The 15,637-nt window shown below is 38.0% G+C and carries 18 protein-coding genes; 3 read left to right on the top strand and 15 right to left on the bottom strand.

Annotated elements, in window-relative coordinates; genetic code table 11:
• Window positions 1–2 precede the first annotated feature (2 nt).
• From rplP to rplC, 8 genes are all read right to left on the bottom strand, one after another.
• Entirely contained in the window at window positions 3–428 is a 426-nt protein-coding gene (gene rplP, locus AC0N32_RS03680) for a 50S ribosomal protein L16 (RefSeq protein WP_476392508.1), read from the bottom strand.
• Window positions 429–527: 99 nt separating this feature from the next.
• The gene (gene rpsC / locus AC0N32_RS03675; protein ID WP_476392507.1) at window positions 528–1,292 is read right to left on the bottom strand and encodes a 30S ribosomal protein S3; all 765 of its coding nucleotides are present in this window, start codon (window positions 1,290–1,292) and stop codon (window positions 528–530) included.
• A gap of 8 nt (window positions 1,293–1,300) precedes the next feature.
• The gene (gene rplV / locus AC0N32_RS03670; protein WP_007839512.1) at window positions 1,301–1,699 is read right to left on the bottom strand and encodes a 50S ribosomal protein L22; all 399 of its coding nucleotides are present in this window, start codon (window positions 1,697–1,699) and stop codon (window positions 1,301–1,303) included.
• A gap of 2 nt (window positions 1,700–1,701) precedes the next feature.
• Complete coding sequence (rpsS, locus tag AC0N32_RS03665) at window positions 1,702–1,980, bottom strand: 30S ribosomal protein S19 (protein ID WP_002983209.1); 279 nt, start codon at window positions 1,978–1,980, stop codon at window positions 1,702–1,704.
• A gap of 2 nt (window positions 1,981–1,982) precedes the next feature.
• On the bottom strand, window positions 1,983–2,804 hold the full coding sequence (rplB, locus tag AC0N32_RS03660) for a 50S ribosomal protein L2 (RefSeq protein ID WP_027381305.1): 822 nt from the start codon (window positions 2,802–2,804) through the stop codon (window positions 1,983–1,985).
• 21 nt (window positions 2,805–2,825) lie between these two features.
• Window positions 2,826–3,116 (bottom strand): 50S ribosomal protein L23, encoded by a 291-nt coding sequence (gene rplW / locus AC0N32_RS03655; RefSeq protein WP_027381304.1) that lies wholly within the window; start codon window positions 3,114–3,116, stop codon window positions 2,826–2,828.
• 3 nt (window positions 3,117–3,119) lie between these two features.
• Window positions 3,120–3,749 carry a 50S ribosomal protein L4 gene (rplD, locus tag AC0N32_RS03650; RefSeq protein WP_076444040.1) on the bottom strand — a complete coding sequence of 210 codons (630 nt, stop codon included), beginning with the start codon at window positions 3,747–3,749 and terminating at the stop codon, window positions 3,120–3,122.
• Complete coding sequence (gene rplC / locus AC0N32_RS03645) at window positions 3,740–4,366, bottom strand: 50S ribosomal protein L3 (protein ID WP_042720943.1); 627 nt, start codon at window positions 4,364–4,366, stop codon at window positions 3,740–3,742. The genes rplD and rplC overlap by 10 nt, the downstream gene beginning before the upstream one ends.
• Window positions 4,367–4,822: 456 nt before the next feature.
• Between rplC and AC0N32_RS03640 the strand changes: the two genes are divergently transcribed.
• Both AC0N32_RS03640 and AC0N32_RS03635 read left to right on the top strand, forming a co-directional pair.
• On the top strand, window positions 4,823–5,800 hold the full coding sequence (locus AC0N32_RS03640; protein WP_476392506.1) for a hypothetical protein: 978 nt from the start codon (window positions 4,823–4,825) through the stop codon (window positions 5,798–5,800).
• Window positions 5,801–5,859: 59 nt separating this feature from the next.
• Entirely contained in the window at window positions 5,860–8,562 is a 2,703-nt protein-coding gene (locus AC0N32_RS03635) for a hypothetical protein (protein ID WP_476392505.1), read from the top strand.
• A 23-nt stretch (window positions 8,563–8,585) separates the two neighbouring features.
• Here AC0N32_RS03635 and AC0N32_RS03630 read toward each other — a convergent pair whose 3' ends face one another.
• The 7 genes from AC0N32_RS03630 to AC0N32_RS03600 form a co-directional block, all read right to left on the bottom strand.
• The gene (locus AC0N32_RS03630) at window positions 8,586–9,086 is read right to left on the bottom strand and encodes a low affinity iron permease family protein (RefSeq protein ID WP_476392504.1); all 501 of its coding nucleotides are present in this window, start codon (window positions 9,084–9,086) and stop codon (window positions 8,586–8,588) included.
• An 81-nt stretch (window positions 9,087–9,167) separates the two neighbouring features.
• Window positions 9,168–9,995: a GLPGLI family protein gene (locus AC0N32_RS03625; protein ID WP_476392503.1), complete on the bottom strand. Its 828-nt coding sequence runs from the start codon at window positions 9,993–9,995 to the stop codon at window positions 9,168–9,170.
• 166 nt (window positions 9,996–10,161) lie between these two features.
• Window positions 10,162–10,467, bottom strand: coding sequence for a 30S ribosomal protein S10 (gene rpsJ / locus AC0N32_RS03620; RefSeq protein WP_002661363.1), 306 nt, complete (start codon window positions 10,465–10,467; stop codon window positions 10,162–10,164).
• A gap of 17 nt (window positions 10,468–10,484) precedes the next feature.
• A complete protein-coding gene (gene fusA, locus AC0N32_RS03615; protein ID WP_476392502.1) occupies window positions 10,485–12,602 on the bottom strand; it encodes an elongation factor G in 2,118 nt (705 codons plus the stop codon).
• 6 nt (window positions 12,603–12,608) lie between these two features.
• Window positions 12,609–13,085 carry a 30S ribosomal protein S7 gene (gene rpsG, locus AC0N32_RS03610; protein ID WP_062673583.1) on the bottom strand — a complete coding sequence of 159 codons (477 nt, stop codon included), beginning with the start codon at window positions 13,083–13,085 and terminating at the stop codon, window positions 12,609–12,611.
• A gap of 23 nt (window positions 13,086–13,108) precedes the next feature.
• Window positions 13,109–13,522 (bottom strand): 30S ribosomal protein S12, encoded by a 414-nt coding sequence (gene rpsL / locus AC0N32_RS03605; protein WP_027381287.1) that lies wholly within the window; start codon window positions 13,520–13,522, stop codon window positions 13,109–13,111.
• A gap of 131 nt (window positions 13,523–13,653) precedes the next feature.
• A complete protein-coding gene (locus tag AC0N32_RS03600) occupies window positions 13,654–15,021 on the bottom strand; it encodes a hypothetical protein (RefSeq protein ID WP_476392501.1) in 1,368 nt (455 codons plus the stop codon).
• A gap of 135 nt (window positions 15,022–15,156) precedes the next feature.
• Here AC0N32_RS03600 and AC0N32_RS03595 point away from each other — a divergent pair, with 135 nt between their 5' ends.
• Window positions 15,157–15,633: a Dps family protein gene (locus AC0N32_RS03595; RefSeq protein WP_476392500.1), complete on the top strand. Its 477-nt coding sequence runs from the start codon at window positions 15,157–15,159 to the stop codon at window positions 15,631–15,633.
• The last annotated feature ends 4 nt before the right edge of the window (window positions 15,634–15,637 follow it).

Here is a 15,637-nt window from a genome sequence, read left to right as displayed (position 1 = left end):
GATTAAAGAGGTTTAACAAAATCGTTAGCAACGATAAATTTGGTAACTACCGGTAATTTCTGTGCCGCAAGCCTAAGAGCTTCTTTGGCTACATCGTAAGGAACCCCTCCGATTTCGAACATAATTTTACCTGGTTTAACTACAGCTACCCAATATTCCACGGCACCTTTACCTTTACCCATCCTTACTTCGGCTGGTTTCTTGGTAATTGGCTTATCCGGGAAGATTTTGATCCATAGTTGACCTTCTCTCTTCATATATCTTGTCGCAGCGATACGAGCAGCTTCAATTTGTCTTGCAGTGATCCAAGCACCTTCTGTCGCCTTAATCCCGAAAGTTCCATAAGCAAGTTGACTACCTCTCTGGGCACTCCCCTTCATTTTCATCTTATGAACTCTACGGAATTTGGTTCTTTTTGGTTGTAACATAATTTCTAAATTTTAGATTTTAGATTTTAGATTTTAGATTTTTTTTATTTTAAAAAAGTAACGGTAATTTAAAATTCAAAATGGTCTAATCTAAAATTTTTAATTATTATTGTTATTATTGTTGTTTCTTCTAGGTCCTCTGTTGTCTCTCCTATCTCCTCCTCTGTTGTCTCTTCTTTCTCTGTCTCCAGACTGACCTCCTTTCTTCTGCTGTCCCACTAATGGAGAAAGTTCTCTTTTACCGTAAACTTCCCCTTTCATGATCCAAACTTTAACCCCTAGTTTTCCGTACTGAGTTAATGCTTCACCGATATGGTAATCGATATCCGCTCTGAAAGTAGACAATGGAATTCTTCCTTCTTTGAAAGATTCCGATCTTGCCATTTCAGCACCGTTCAATCTACCTGAGATCTGAACTTTGATACCTTCAGCACCCATTCTCATGGTACCTGCCATCGCCATCTTAACAGCTCTTCTGTAAGAAATTCTGTTTTCGATTTGCTTAGCAATGCTATCAGCAACCAATACTGCGTCTAGCTCAGGTCTTTTGATTTCGAAGATGTTGATCTGAATATCCTTTTTAGTTAATTTCTTCAACTCTTCTTTCAGTTTATCAACTTCCTGTCCCCCTTTACCGATGATAAGTCCCGGTCTGGCGGTCGTAATTGTAACTGTTACTAATTTTAATGTTCTTTCAATATAAATTCTTGAAATCCCACCTTTAGATAATCTAGCTTCAAGGTATCTTCTGATTTTGTAGTCTTCCGCGATTCTGTCTCCATAATCGTTTCCGCCAAACCAGTTAGAATCCCATCCTCTGATGATACCTAATCTGTTACCAATTGGATTTGTCTTCTGTCCCATACCTTGATTTAGTTTTCTTTATTACCTAAGATTAATGTAACGTGGTTAGATCTTTTTCTGATTCTGTACCCTCTCCCTTGCGGAGCCGGTCTTAGTCTCTTCAATTGTCTTGCACTATCCACGAAGATTTCTTTAACGATAAGGTTTGCTTCTTCAATATCCGCACCTTCGTTTTTTGTCTGCCAGTTTGCCATAGCAGAAAGAAGTAATTTCTCCAATTTGTTAGAGGCTTCTTTTTTAGAATATTTTAGGATATAAAGAGCTTTATCCACTTGCTCTCCTCTGATGATATCAGCAACTAATCTCATTTTTCTCGGAGAGGATGGGCAGTTATTTAATGAAGCTTTTACAACGTCCTTGTTAGCTTCTTTTCTTGCGATTGAACTATCTTGTTTTCTTGATCCCATGATTATCTGCTTCCTTTGTTTTTGTTACCACCATGACCTCTGAAAGATCTTGTTGGAGAAAATTCGCCTAACTTGTGACCTACCATGTTTTCTGTAACGTAAACCGGGATAAAAGATTTCCCGTTGTGTACAGCGATAGTCTGTCCTACGAAGTCCGGAGAGATCATCGATGCTCTAGACCAAGTTTTGATAACTGTCTTCTTACCAGACTCTATATTTGCCTGAACCTTCTTATCTAAAGTATGATGAATGAACGGTCCTTTTTTAAGTGATCTTGCCATAATTATTTTCTTTTAGATACGATGTAACGGTTAGACACTTTGTTTTTCTTTCTCGTTTTGTAACCTTTAGCCGGTTTACCGTTTCTAGATCTTGGGTGACCTCCTGAAGAACGTCCTTCCCCACCACCCATCGGGTGATCTACCGGGTTCATTACAACCGCTCTTGTTCTTGGTCTTCTACCTAACCATCTGCTTCTACCAGCCTTACCTGATACCGTTAACTGGTGATCAGAGTTGGAAACCGAACCGATCATAGCCATACATTCCGTAAGGATCATTCTAGATTCTCCTGAAGGCAATTTGATGATCGCGTATTTTCCGTCTCTTGAGGTTAATTGTGCTGAAGAACCAGCACTTCTTGCTAAAATAGCACCTTGACCAGGCTTCATTTCAACACAAGAAATCACAGTACCCAATGGAATATTTTTCAATTTCATTGCGTTTCCTACGTTTGGTTCTACGCTTTCACCTGAAACTACTTTCTGATCTACTTTGATACCGTTTGGAGCGATGATATATCTCTTTTCTCCGTCTGCGTACTCTAATAAAGCGATAAATGCAGTTCTGTTTGGATCGTATTCTACAGATTTTACAGTGGCTTCAACGTTTGCTTTGTTTCTTTTGAAGTCAATAATTCTGTATTTCTTTTTGTGTCCACCTCCGGTGTAACGCATGGTCATTTTACCTGTTTGGTTACGTCCACCTGACTTTTTAATACCAACGGTTAGAGATTTCTCTGGTTTGTTGGTAGTAATTTCCTCAAAATTGTTTACAATTCTGAATCTCTGTCCCGGGGTGATAGGTTTTAATTTTCTAACAGACATTACTATTATTTATAATTATAATTAATTTACAGCAAAAATATCGATAACCTCGCCTTCAGCAAGTTTGATTACCGCTTTTTTCAATTTGTTCGTCTTTCCAACCTGAAGACCTTTCTTAGTGTATTTCGAAGAAACCCTCGGAGCATAAATCATTGTGTTAACGTCTGCTACTTTTACACCGTAAGCCGCTTCAACAGCTTTTTTAATCTGGATTTTATTCGCTTTGGTATCTACCAAGAAAGAATAAGAACCTCTTAAATCCGTAAGGTAATTAGCCTTTTCTGAGATAACTGGTTTAATAATAATAGACATGATTTATTTCTTTAAATTTTCCTGGAATTTTTCTACTGCACCTTCGAAGAATACGATCTCACCTGCATTTACCAGGTCGTAAGAACTTACTTCATTGAAGTTCATTACTTTGGTTTTAGGTAAGTTTCTTGAAGATAAATACACATTCTTGTTAGCTTCAGGAAGAATGAACAAAGATTTTTTACCGTTTAATGTCAATGCATCCAATAAAGTAATGAAATCTTTAGTCTTAGGAGCATTTAAGCTCATATCTTCTAAAACTCTGATGCTGTTGTCTCTCATTTTCTGAGATAAAACAGATTTCTTCGCCAATCTCTTAAGCGCTTTGTTCAATTTGAATCTGTAGTCTCTTGGTTTAGGACCGAATACTCTACCCCCACCTCTGAAAGTTGGAGATTTGATATCCCCGTATCTTGCAGAACCAGATCCTTTCTGCTTCTTAAGCTTTTTGGTAGAAGCGGTAATTTCGCTTCTTTCTTTAGCTTTATGAGTTCCTTGTCTCTGTGCGGCAAGGTACTGTTTAACTTCTAAGTAAACCGCGTGCTGATTTGGCTCAATTCCGAATACTGTTTCGTCTAGAGTTACTTTTCTTCCGGTCTCTTTTCCTGATGTATTTAATACTACTAGTTCCATTTTCTGATAATTACATAAGAATTTTTAGCTCCCGGAACAGCACCTTTTACTACTAAAAGATTTTGTTCTTGATCCACTTTTAACACCTGAAGGTTTTGCACAGTTACCTGCTTACCTCCCATTCTTCCAGCCATTCTCATCCCTTTGAATACTCTTGAAGGGTCTGATCCAGCACCGATAGAACCTGGAGCTCTAAGTCTGTTGTGCTGACCATGAGTTGCCTGCATTACACCTCCAAAGCCGTGTCTTTTAACAACACCCTGGAAGCCTTTACCTTTTGAAGTACCTGTTACGTCTACGAATTCTCCTTCGTTGAACAAGTCTACTTTTACTTCTTCTCCTACTTTTACTTCATCAACGAATTCTCTGTAGAATTCTACCAATTTAGCCTTAGGAGCAGAACCAGCCTTTTTGAAATGGCCAGCTAACGCTTTACCAACGTTCTTCTCACTCTTGTCATCGAAACCTAATTGAACTGACTTATAACCGTCTTTTTCAATGGTTCTGACCTGTAAAACCGAGCACGGACCAGCTTGGATAACTGTACAAGGAATGTTTTTTCCTTCTTCGTTAAACAAAGATGTCATACCGATTTTTTTACCAATAATACCTGACATTGTTTATATTATAATAAAATTTATCCTTTATTTATCACCATTTTAAGAAGATCTGAAGTAATTTCTACGTTTGATATAGGCATACTACGCCCTTAAAATGAGTGTGCAAATTTATGAATAAAATTTAATCTGACAAATATTTCATGCAAAATATTTTGATTTTTAATCAATTACATCATTTTTAGAAAATCAGCAGAAAAAATTTGGACGAGTAATTTATGAATCGTAAAATCTTTATTAAAACTTGTGTTATAAGATGTCAAATTACGGTTTGATTTTTGTTATGGTAAAATTTATTTATAAGCTTCCTGATAAAATGAAAAACACGTATAAAATATTACCAAAACTGAAGATGGCGTTCAATAGTCCTTTTCATTTTTTTGAAAAAACATTAAGTAATGCTGTAGGAGCAATAAACTCTGCTTTCACCTTCGATGACATCGACTTTTATCACTAATGAAAGCGCTCAGGTTTTTATGCATTCTGCTCATTACATTGTCCTGTAGTGAAAAACAGAACCATCCTTACACCTTTTATTACTGGAAAACTAAGCTTGCCCTTAATAGCCAGGAAAAACAGGTATTGTATAAAGCAAGCGTACCTTTCTTATACACCCGTTTTTTTGACATTGACAAATCCGGCGGAAAGTTTCTCCCGGTGGGAGTCGTTACAAAAGATAAAAGCTTTAATCCAAACCAGAAAATTGTCCCCGTAGTATTTATAACCAACCGTACTTTCCTTTATATACAGAAAGACGAAATTACTTTTCTTGCCCGCCATATCAATAATCTGTTACAGAGAAAAATTTCCGAATACAATTTAAAAACCGCCCCGGAAATCCAGATTGATTGTGACTGGACTGCCGGCACCCGTGACGATTACTTTAGCTTTTTAAAAGAATTGAAGAAAATCGCGGGGAAAGAGATATCATGCACCCTTCGCCTGCACCAGGTAAAAGATAAAGCACAGACAGGAATTCCTCCGGTAGGGAAAGTTTACCTGATGTGCTATTCCACCTCTTCACCGCTTGAAAATTCCGATAAAAATTCCATTTTGGATGTCAATACCCTGAAAAGCTATCTTTCAACCATAAACGATTATCCTTTGAAAAAAATCGAAGTTGCACTGCCCATTTATTCCTGGGGAATTGTGACCAATTATTTAGGGAAACACAAACTCATCAATGCTTTATCTGAGAAAGACCTGGAGAATTCGAATTTTAAAAAGATTTCCCAGGCTGAATATGAAGTCCTGAAAGATGGCTTTTATTTCGGCAGCTACATGAATAAAGGTTTTAGAATTAAAATCGAAACTGTTTCCGATGAACAGCTCAACGAAGTCATTGACTTTCTTGATAAAAAAATTCCGCATTACTCTATTATCTATTATCAGCTGGATCGTAAATTTGTTAAGGATAAAAATTTTAATCTTTAAAATTCAAACGTCCTGCATTTCCGGAAAGAATTAAATAAATCAAAACACTGCTATAAAAAATGAAAAAGTATTTCTTATCACTCGCCGTTGCTTCACTGTTTTATACAGAATCTGCAGCATGCGCCTGGTCTGACCCGGACTATGAATACTTCAATCTCTTTACCCAGAGCATTATTAAGGATAAATCTTATCTGCCTTTTCTTCACAGCTATTCGACAAGATTTTACACAGATTTTAAACCTTCTGTGATTCCGGATGAAAATATAGACTCCTGGAAACGGTATTTTAATAATCAGCTGAGTTACGCCCAGACGGAATACCTGGTCAATAAGATGAATATTAATGATCTTAATGCTTTAAAAAAAGGCTCCCCGACCAACCAGCTTCTGGTAACTTTAGGTCCGGGATTTTACCAGAAATACCGCGAAGGAATCGATTATCTGATTGAGGCTAAATATCTTGAACCTTACATGAAAATCAATTACGTGGAAACTGCCGATTCGTTCTATTACAATGAGCCCGGAACCGGAAAAAATGCCACCAATCTCGATTATAACAAAACCATTGCCGCCCTTACTTCATTGTACAACGCTGCGAAAAATCCCGAAATCAAACAGAGATACGGATTTCAGATTGTCCGCTTCAACCATTATACAAGAAATTATGACGCGGCCGTAAAAGCATTTAAAACCTATGTAGAACCTTTAAGACTGAAAGGGGCGCCTTACATCATGGCTCTCGACCAGCTTGCGGGCGCTCAGCGCGGCCTGGGAATGAACAGTGAAGCCAACTGGAATTTCTTCAAAGTCTTCAGAGACAGCAAAAGCCGCAAAGAATCTGCTTTTGTATCCATGAAGCTTTCAGACACCGCATCTTTCAATAATATTTTAAAAAGAGCCTCAACGGACGAGGATAAAAACATGGCCTATTTTCTCTTAGGCTATGAAGATTTCAACAATCCGATCCCTGTCATGGAGAAGATGTTTGAAATCAATCCTGATTCCGAGATCCTGAAAGTGATGGCGGTACGAAGCATCAACGAGCTGGAAAGAAGCTACCTCCCGATTTACTATTATTCGGATGACAACAATACAAATGCTGGAAGAAACGCCACCGATTCCGGGTCTGGCCAAACTAAAGCAGAAGCCACTGAAACCAAAAAAGAAGAGCTTTCTTTCTGGCAAAAAATTGTGAGATTCTTTAAAAATCTTTTCAGCAGTAAAAAGGATAAAAGTTCCGTTGATTCTAAGAGCGATCAGAGTGACGACGAACTTTTAGACAATCCGGACAGAATTCCGGTTTTCGCCAAAAACAATTATTATTACGATGATAAGACCAAGGATTTTTTAGATGACCTTGAAAAATTTACCTCAAAGACAAAAGAAAAATCCAAGGACGAATACTGGCAGATTGCAGATGCTTATCTCAAATTTCTTAAAAAAGACTACAAGGCAAGCACCGAAATATTAAATGATATTAAAACTTCCAATCCCGAATACCTGGAGGAGATCAAGAGAATGAAGGTTCTGAATGATATTGTTTCGCAGCCAAAGATTGACGCAGAATATGAAGATCATCTGATGAATGATTATTCAGAATATTTCACGGAACAACCTGAAGCGAAAAAAGACAGCACCGAAACAGACGAATATGATTACTACGGTGAAGTCCCTTCTACCGCAGACTTCCTGAAAGATGTCCTGGCAAACCGTTATTTTCTTCAGGGCGAAGACGGAAAATCCTTCCTGATGAACAACAAGCTTTCAGATCTGCAGTACAATCCGAATTCAAGCCTTGTGAAAAGCGTGGAAGATTTCTACAGGAAACCTAACAAGACCAAATTTGAACAGGAGATCATTGCTAAAAACATTAATGATGTCGGAAATATCGATGCTTTTTTTGCCGTGATATACGGCGACAGGGCAATGAGACAGGCCGATTTTGAAAAAGCAAGATCCTACTATGCAAAAGCACAGAACTTTTCCGGAATTCCAAGGTCCGAATGGAATTATGACGAGAAAAAAGTTACCGTTCTGAAATATTCTCCGGGAGCATACAACGGATTCAGTAATATTTCCGATCTTGTCTTCGGGCATAATGCTTGGGAAAGCTATCAAAGTTCCCCGGAAGAAAGCATGAGAAAAGAAGATTACTCAGCTTTTCCTTTCATAAAACCGGCGATGAACAAACTTGAACTGGCGGATGCATTGATCCAGTTAAAGAAAATCGGAAACGGGAAAGATGAAAAATCTGCGACAGCCAATCAGCTTATCGGAAATCTGCTGTATAACACGTCTATCCTTGGCTATTACAGACAGCTTTTCGTAATGGACATAGATAATACGAATGGCGGAAAATATGATTTCCAGACTTCAGAAAGCAAAAATCCTTACCAGTATTACTATAAAAACTTCCTGGACAGAACTTATATTGAACCTGATAATTTTGACCTTTCCATTAATTATTATAAAAAAGCTTTAAACACTTCAAACAATAAAGAACAGAAGGCAAGAATTCTTTTCCAGATGGCGAGCGCCGAACAGGGGAAATATTATCAGTATGAAGCTAAAAATCCTTCGAAAATCGGTTATTCGGATCCTCAGTATAATGAAAAAAGTGATGCTTATCAGAAGCAGCTTGATCAGATTAAAAATCAAAAATACCGAACCTATTTTGCGATTCTCAAATCTCAATATGCCGATACGGAAACAGCCAAAGATCTTCTGGGAAGCTGTACTTATTTTAACTATTTTATGAATTAAATTAAATTAATAAAAAAAAGGAATCAGTGAGATTCCTTTTTTTGTTTCTGTTCCTCCAACCACTCTTCATGCTTTTTTCTGAAAACCCTGTCTTTATGATCCTGATTTCGCTGGGCAGCGTCAATAGAATGTGACGTATGGATATCATCATCCTCTTCGGCAAAATCGGCAAGCTTTTCGTAGTAGCAGTGAAGCTGGTCCAGTTCCTTTTCGGTAAGATCTTCGATATCCACAATTCGGTTGCTGGCTTTTTCGTTGGCCGCAATCAGCTCGTTCAGTTTTATCTGGATTGCTTTCGAATCTTTATTCTGGGCTTTCTGAATTAAAAAAACCATCAGAAAAGTGATGATCGTAGTTCCTGTATTGATGACCAGCTGCCACGTTTCCGAATAATTAAAGATGGGTCCTGAAATCCCCCAGGCAATCACGATTATGGTAGCTCCTATAAAAGCGTATGAACTTCCGGTAAATTTTGTTGCCCAATTTGAAAATCTTTCAAATATACTTTGATCTGAATTAGCCATTATGTTTGTTGTTTTATCATTAAAGAGCAGCAAAAACTCCGCCGAAGAGCGGAGTTTTCAGGTTTAGTTAATTGATGAATGTTAATTATAGTGTATTGCTTTATCCAATTCGATAGGATTGTTATTTTGCTTAATATTTTTCTGCATCATTTCAGAGAGTTCCTTCAGCTGTTCCGGTCTTTTTACTTCAATTCCCATCACCATAAAATGCGCATCAGGATTGGTATTATTTTTATAATGTTCTTTGAATGTATGAAGCGGATCGTTGTAATAATCGAGCATCATTTTCTTGAGTCTCGATTCCGGAATTTTAACAGGATTCTGCCCTCCGAATTTTTCAAGGATTTCCAGTGTCTCATAAGTCTTCGGGATTTTGTAGCTTTTCACCAGTGAAAATTTAAAATTATCCCTGTCATCATAAATCTCAAAGATCATTCCCGGCAAGCCTTTGAATTTGTATGGGCCTTCGTTCAAATTAATTTCTTTCGTAAACCATGCGGTCCAGTTTCTGCCGCCATATCGTGTAGTCGCTTTCTGAACTTTGTATCCTCCGATCATCCTGGTTTCATCATCCAGCTTCCAGGTCATTTTATCATCAGTCACTACAAGAAACATATTCTGGACCATGATGTAATTTGAGTTTATTGTAGAATTTCTCTTTCTCGTGAGCGCGGGAGTATCGTCCCAGACCACATTGTTCTCACCTCTTGTTTTGTTGATGGAATCGGTGACTACAAAATCGTAATTATAGAATTTTACCTGGTCAGGGTTTATATCCAGCACCATGCTTACCTTCCTTTTTTCAGCTGATGAGGAATCCGTTTTAAAATGATATTCATAAATAAACCGGTGGGTCTGTGCTGACAAGTACAGATTGAATACTATCAATAGGAGTAACAATTTTTTCATAGAAACATTTTCACAAATATACACAATAAACAGAACCTTGCAATACATAATACTAATTTTAACAAATAATCTTTTCCTAAAATAAAAAATCCCTCTTCTTTCGAAAAGGGATTCATTATCATAGCAAAGTCTGATTTTGCATGGAAGACTTTTGTCTTCGCAATTATCACACTTTAATTTCTACGTCTACACCTGAAGGAAGCTCTAATTTCATTAGGGCATCTACAGTTTTAGAAGAAGAAGAGTAGATATCCATCAGTCTCTTGTGAGCTGACAATTGGAACTGCTCTCTTGCTTTCTTGTTTACGTGCGGAGATCTCAACACAGTGAAGATTCTCTTATTGGTAGGCAATGGGATCGGTCCGTTTACCACAGCACCGGTAGCCTTTACCGTTTTTACGATTTTCTCTGCAGATTTATCTACCAGGTTGTAATCGTAAGATTTAAGTTTTATTCTGATTCTTTGTGACATTTTAATCTAATTTAATATTAACCTTTAGCCTTAGCGATTACTTCTTCAGCAACGTTACTAGGAGCAGCTTCGTATTTTTCGAATTCCATAGAAGATGTTGCTCTACCTGAAGATAAAGTTCTAAGAGAAGTTACATAACCGAACATTTCAGATAGTGGAACGAAAGCTTTGATAACTTTAGCGTTGTTTCTGTCGTCCATACCGTTTACGGTACCTCTTCTTCTGTTAAGGTCACCTACGATATCCCCCATGTATTCTTCAGGAGTTACTACCTCAAGCTTCATGATCGGTTCCATGATAACCGCTTTCGCAGCTCTACCCGCTTCTTTGAATCCCATTTTAGCAGCTAATTCGAAAGAAAGCTGATCGGAGTCAACCGCGTGGAAAGATCCGTCCTTAAGGGTAATTTTCATAGCCTCAACTTCGAAACCAGCCAATGGACCGTTCTTCATTGATTCTTTGAATCCTTTTTCAACAGCAGGGATAAATTCTCTTGGAATGTTACCCCCTTTAATTTCGTTGATGAACTCAAGACCTGTTTTCCCTTCGTCTGCAGGACCGATTTCGAATACGATATCGGCGAATTTACCTCTACCTCCGGACTGCTTCTTGTAAACCTCTCTGTGGTTAGCTTTCTGGGTAAGAGCTTCTTTGTACTCTACCTGCGGCTGCCCTTGGTTAACTTCCACTTTAAACTCTCTTCTCATACGGTCTACGATGATATCCAAGTGAAGCTCACCCATACCGGAGATGATGGTTTGTCCTGAAGCCTCGTCAGTCTTAACCTGGAAAGTAGGATCCTCTTCAGCTAATTTAGCTAGAGCATTACCCATTTTATCCTGGTCAGCCTTCGTTTTAGGCTCAACAGCGATACCGATTACCGGATCCGGGAAGATCATCGATTCAAGAACGATCGGGTTCTTTTCATCAGATAAGGTATCTCCTGTTTTAATATCTTTAAATCCTACAGCAGCACCGATATCTCCAGCCTCGATATACTCAACCGGGTTTTGTTTGTTTGCGTGCATCTGATAGATTCTTGAGATTCTTTCTTTGTTACCGGATCTTGTGTTCAATACATAAGAACCAGCATCCAATCTTCCTGAATAAGCTCTGAAGAATGCTAATCTTCCCACGAACGGGTCAGTAGCAATTTTGAAAGCTAATGCAGCGAAAGGCTCCTGAACAGATGGTTTTCTTTCGATATCAGCGTCAGTTCTCGGGTCTGTTCCTTTAATATTATCCTTATCCAATGGAGAAGGAAGATATTTACAAACAGCATCAAGCATGAACTGTACTCCTTTGTTTTTGAAAGAAGATCCACAAGTCATTGGGATGATAGAAAGATCGATCGTTGCTTTTCTAAGTGCTTCGTTGATTTCCTCTTCAGAAATTGAATCCGGATCTTCGAAGAATTTCTCCATCAAAGTTTCATCGTAATCAGCAACAGCTTCTACCAATTTCTCTCTATATTCAAGAACTTCATCTTTCATGTCTTCAGGAATCGGAACTACTTCATAAGTAGCACCCTGTCCTGCTTCATCCCAGATGATCGCTCTGTTTTTGATTAAGTCTACAACTCCTTTGAAGTCTTCTTCAGCACCGATTGGTAAAACGATTGGAACGGCGTTGGATCCTAGCATTTCTTTTACTTGTTTTACAACGTTCAAGAAGTCAGCACCCTGTCTGTCCATTTTGTTTACGAATCCCATTCTTGCTACTTTGTAGTTGTCGGCAAGTCTCCAGTTTGTTTCAGACTGAGGCTCTACACCGTCTACGGCAGAGAAAAGGAATACCAATCCGTCCAATACTCTCAAAGATCGGTTTACTTCTACGGTGAAGTCAACGTGTCCCGGTGTATCGATAATGTTGAAGTGGTAAGGCATTGTTTCAGGTAATTTCTTACCCTGATCTGTTGGGAAATTCCAGTTACAAGTAGTTGCAGCAGAAGTAATGGTAATACCTCTTTCCGCTTCCTGTTCCATCCAGTCCATTGTAGAAGCACCGTCGTGAACCTCTCCAATTTTGTGGTTTACACCTGTATAGAATAAAATCCTTTCTGTAGTGGTTGTCTTACCCGCATCAATGTGAGCAGCAATACCAATATTTCTTGTAAATTTAAGATCTCTTCCCATTTCAGATTAGAATTTGAAGTGTGAGAAAGCTTTGTTTGCTTCCGCCATTTTGTGAGTATCGGATTTCTTTTTGAAAGCAGCACCTTCTTCTCTTGAAGCAGCTACTACCTCGTTAGCCAATTTCAAAGCCATAGACTTATCATTTCTGGCTTTAGAATATTTGATTAACCATTTCATCGCCATAGAAATTTTTCTATCTGCTCTGATCGGCATCGGGATCTGGAAGTTAGCTCCACCTACTCTTCTGGAACGTACTTCTACGTGAGGCATTACGTTAGTAAGTGCATCTTTCCAGATTTCAAGGGCTGTTTTCTCGTTATCTCCTTTTTTAGTTTCTACGATATCCAATGCATCATAGAAAATTTTGAATGCGATTGACTTTTTACCGTCAAGCATTAAGTTGTTTACGAATCTTGTTACCAACTGATCATTAAATTTCGGATCTGGTAACAACGGTCTTTTTTTCGCTTTTGTCTTTCTCATTGTTTCTGTACCTTATTTAATGATTATTTTTTCTTTCCTTTAGCTGGTGCCGCTGGTGCCTGACCTGGTTTAGGTCTCTTCGCTCCATACTTAGATCTTCTCTGTGTTCTTCCATTTACACCTGCAGTGTCTAATGCACCTCTTACGATGTGGTAACGTACTCCCGGTAGGTCTTTCACCCTTCCGCCTCTCACCAATACTATCGAGTGCTCCTGAAGATTATGTCCTTCGCCCGGGATGTAGGCGTTAACTTCTTTACCGTTAGAAAGTCTTACCCTTGCAACTTTTCTTAGTGCAGAGTTCGGTTTCTTCGGTGTAGTAGTATATACTCTCGTACATACACCACGTCTTTGTGGACAAGAATCAAGGGCAGCCGATTTGCTCTTCTTGGCAAGCGTGGCTCTTCCTTTTCTTACTAATTGTTGAATAGTAGGCATTTAATTGCTTTTTATTTTAGGGTGCAAAAATAGTAATATTTTTTTAATTAACAAGCAGTTATGAAGAAATTACAATCATTATTTAATTTTAATTAATAATAAGCGGAAGTAAACATCCTGTAACGAAAGAATCAGCGAAGATTCAACTGTGATGTATATAAAACTTTAGATTTATCCTTTACCGTATCGGCTTTTATCCATTTTATTTGAGGATTAATCGTTCCGGCAATGCTTTCCTTGAGCTTACCCTTCTGATTGTTGGTATGAATGTATTTAAATGACTTGTTGATGAGCGGGAAATAATAAGTGGTGACCGCCACCACATTCTTTTCATTATTATACAGATACTTTTTACCCTTAAACTTAGACATCTGGGGTTCGATTTTATTTTTATTTTCCAGATAATTGCCCGGATCTTTTAATCCGTACAAAACCAGGAAAACGAAAAAGAAACAGCTCACCCTCCAAGTTAGTTTATCCGAAGTATTCTTCTGAAAGTATAAAATCAGGAATGAGAAAAACAGACAGAAATTAGAAGCCGCCATGAGCCGCACGCCGAGCTCTTCAATTTGTTGAAACCATCCTGAAACCAACAACGCGATGCCATAAAATGCCGCCATAATCCATAAAAGAACATGGAAATGATAGAGGACTGTTTCTTTAGCCTTCTTATAACATTGAAGCAGATAATAAAATATAAATAAGTCGATCACAAAAACAACAAACTGGAAAGCCATACTTCCGAAGCTGTTGGAAATCGGCTTTATCGCGATAAACGGGTCTATCCCATTCACAAGCCCAAACAGATTCCTGACTAATCCGATCAATGAATCATCACTCGGTTTCCCTCTTAGCCCTTCCCCCGTAAGGCTTCCGAAATGTAAATAATTCAATAGTAAGTAGCCGCCTATACCTAAACCCGACAAAATAACAAACATGACCAAAGCCCTGAAGTAGATTTGTTTTTTCAGTTTTAATAAAAAAAAAACACAAAACAATATGATCGAAATATAAATATAGATTCCCGAATACCTGCAGGCAAACATGAAAATCATCATCAGGGAAGCAGCCACCGCATTCAGATACATATTTTTAGTCCCGGAAAATAGTTGGTGTAAAAAATACAACAGGAAATACATGAAGAAAATAAAAGGTCCTTCTGACATAGCCCCAAAAAACACAACATAAAATGTTTTTCCGGCAAAAAGCAAAACCGTCTCCCGGAAATAATATTTTTTATAATAAGAAAAAGAAAGAATGATAACAGTAAACAGTAAATTCAGGATCTTAGAAGCCCAGAAATAATCCTTTGAAAAGAAATGAACCATCCTGAGTAAAACAGGATATCCGACAGGGAAAAGATTTGTCTCAGGATGCGGAAGATCAGACGAAATACCAAAATATGAAAGACTGTCTGCACCGATACCTCCGAATGAGATAAAAAAAGTCTGTAAAAAATATACGGCAATGATAACAACAGCCAGTATCTTATATTTCATGATCAAATTAATTTCCTGCTGCAATATTAAGCAAACTTATTTAAAAACATAAGTATAGCCATCATCAATCAGCAACCCACACTTTCGGCATAATATTTACTTAAATTTGTCTATAATAATAAACTACAGTATCATATGAAAAATTCCAATATCATCGGGCTTCAGGAAGCAGATTGCCAGAAAATCGCAGAAAAACTGAATATTCTTCTCGCCAACTATTCCGTGTTTTACCAGAACACAAGAGGTTCTCACTGGAATATCAAAGGAGATCAATTCTTCACATTGCACCCAAAGTTTGAGGAGCTTTACAACAATCTCGTATTGAAGATTGACGAAATTGCAGAAAGAATTTTGACACTGGGAGCCACTCCTGCGCACAATTATTCGGATTACCTGAAAGTGGCCACCATTAAAGAAAGCCAGGAGGTAAGTGATGCGACAAAAAGTGTCGAAATTATCTTAAATTCTTTTAAAGTCGTGATTGATCTTCAGAGAGAACTTCTTGACATTACCGATGAAGCCGGAGACGAAGGTACCAATTCCCAAATGAGCGACTATATCACGGAACAGGAAAAAGAAGTGTGGATGTACAATTCTTATCTCGGAAAATAAATAA

The organism is Chryseobacterium endophyticum (assembly GCF_056333165.1).
The sequence above is the reverse complement of the archived record's forward strand: the minus strand, read 5'-3'. Positions and strand labels throughout refer to the sequence as shown.

Coding starts and splice junctions, on each gene's coding strand:
- rplP (WP_476392508.1), bottom strand. CDS start 428: ATGTTACAACCAAAAAGAACCAAATTCCGTAGAGTTCATAAGATGAAA.
- rpsC (WP_476392507.1), bottom strand. CDS start 1,292: ATGGGACAGAAGACAAATCCAATTGGTAACAGATTAGGTATCATCAGA.
- rplV (WP_007839512.1), bottom strand. CDS start 1,699: ATGGGATCAAGAAAACAAGATAGTTCAATCGCAAGAAAAGAAGCTAAC.
- rpsS (WP_002983209.1), bottom strand. CDS start 1,980: ATGGCAAGATCACTTAAAAAAGGACCGTTCATTCATCATACTTTAGAT.
- rplB (WP_027381305.1), bottom strand. CDS start 2,804: ATGTCTGTTAGAAAATTAAAACCTATCACCCCGGGACAGAGATTCAGA.
- rplW (WP_027381304.1), bottom strand. CDS start 3,116: ATGTCTATTATTATTAAACCAGTTATCTCAGAAAAGGCTAATTACCTT.
- rplD (WP_076444040.1), bottom strand. CDS start 3,749: ATGGAACTAGTAGTATTAAATACATCAGGAAAAGAGACCGGAAGAAAA.
- rplC (WP_042720943.1), bottom strand. CDS start 4,366: ATGTCAGGTATTATTGGTAAAAAAATCGGTATGACATCTTTGTTTAAC.
- AC0N32_RS03640 (WP_476392506.1), top strand. CDS start 4,823: ATGAAAGCGCTCAGGTTTTTATGCATTCTGCTCATTACATTGTCCTGT.
- AC0N32_RS03635 (WP_476392505.1), top strand. CDS start 5,860: ATGAAAAAGTATTTCTTATCACTCGCCGTTGCTTCACTGTTTTATACA.
- AC0N32_RS03630 (WP_476392504.1), bottom strand. CDS start 9,086: ATGGCTAATTCAGATCAAAGTATATTTGAAAGATTTTCAAATTGGGCA.
- AC0N32_RS03625 (WP_476392503.1), bottom strand. CDS start 9,995: ATGAAAAAATTGTTACTCCTATTGATAGTATTCAATCTGTACTTGTCA.
- rpsJ (WP_002661363.1), bottom strand. CDS start 10,467: ATGTCACAAAGAATCAGAATAAAACTTAAATCTTACGATTACAACCTG.
- fusA (WP_476392502.1), bottom strand. CDS start 12,602: ATGGGAAGAGATCTTAAATTTACAAGAAATATTGGTATTGCTGCTCAC.
- rpsG (WP_062673583.1), bottom strand. CDS start 13,085: ATGAGAAAGACAAAAGCGAAAAAAAGACCGTTGTTACCAGATCCGAAA.
- rpsL (WP_027381287.1), bottom strand. CDS start 13,522: ATGCCTACTATTCAACAATTAGTAAGAAAAGGAAGAGCCACGCTTGCC.
- AC0N32_RS03600 (WP_476392501.1), bottom strand. CDS start 15,021: ATGAAATATAAGATACTGGCTGTTGTTATCATTGCCGTATATTTTTTA.
- AC0N32_RS03595 (WP_476392500.1), top strand. CDS start 15,157: ATGAAAAATTCCAATATCATCGGGCTTCAGGAAGCAGATTGCCAGAAA.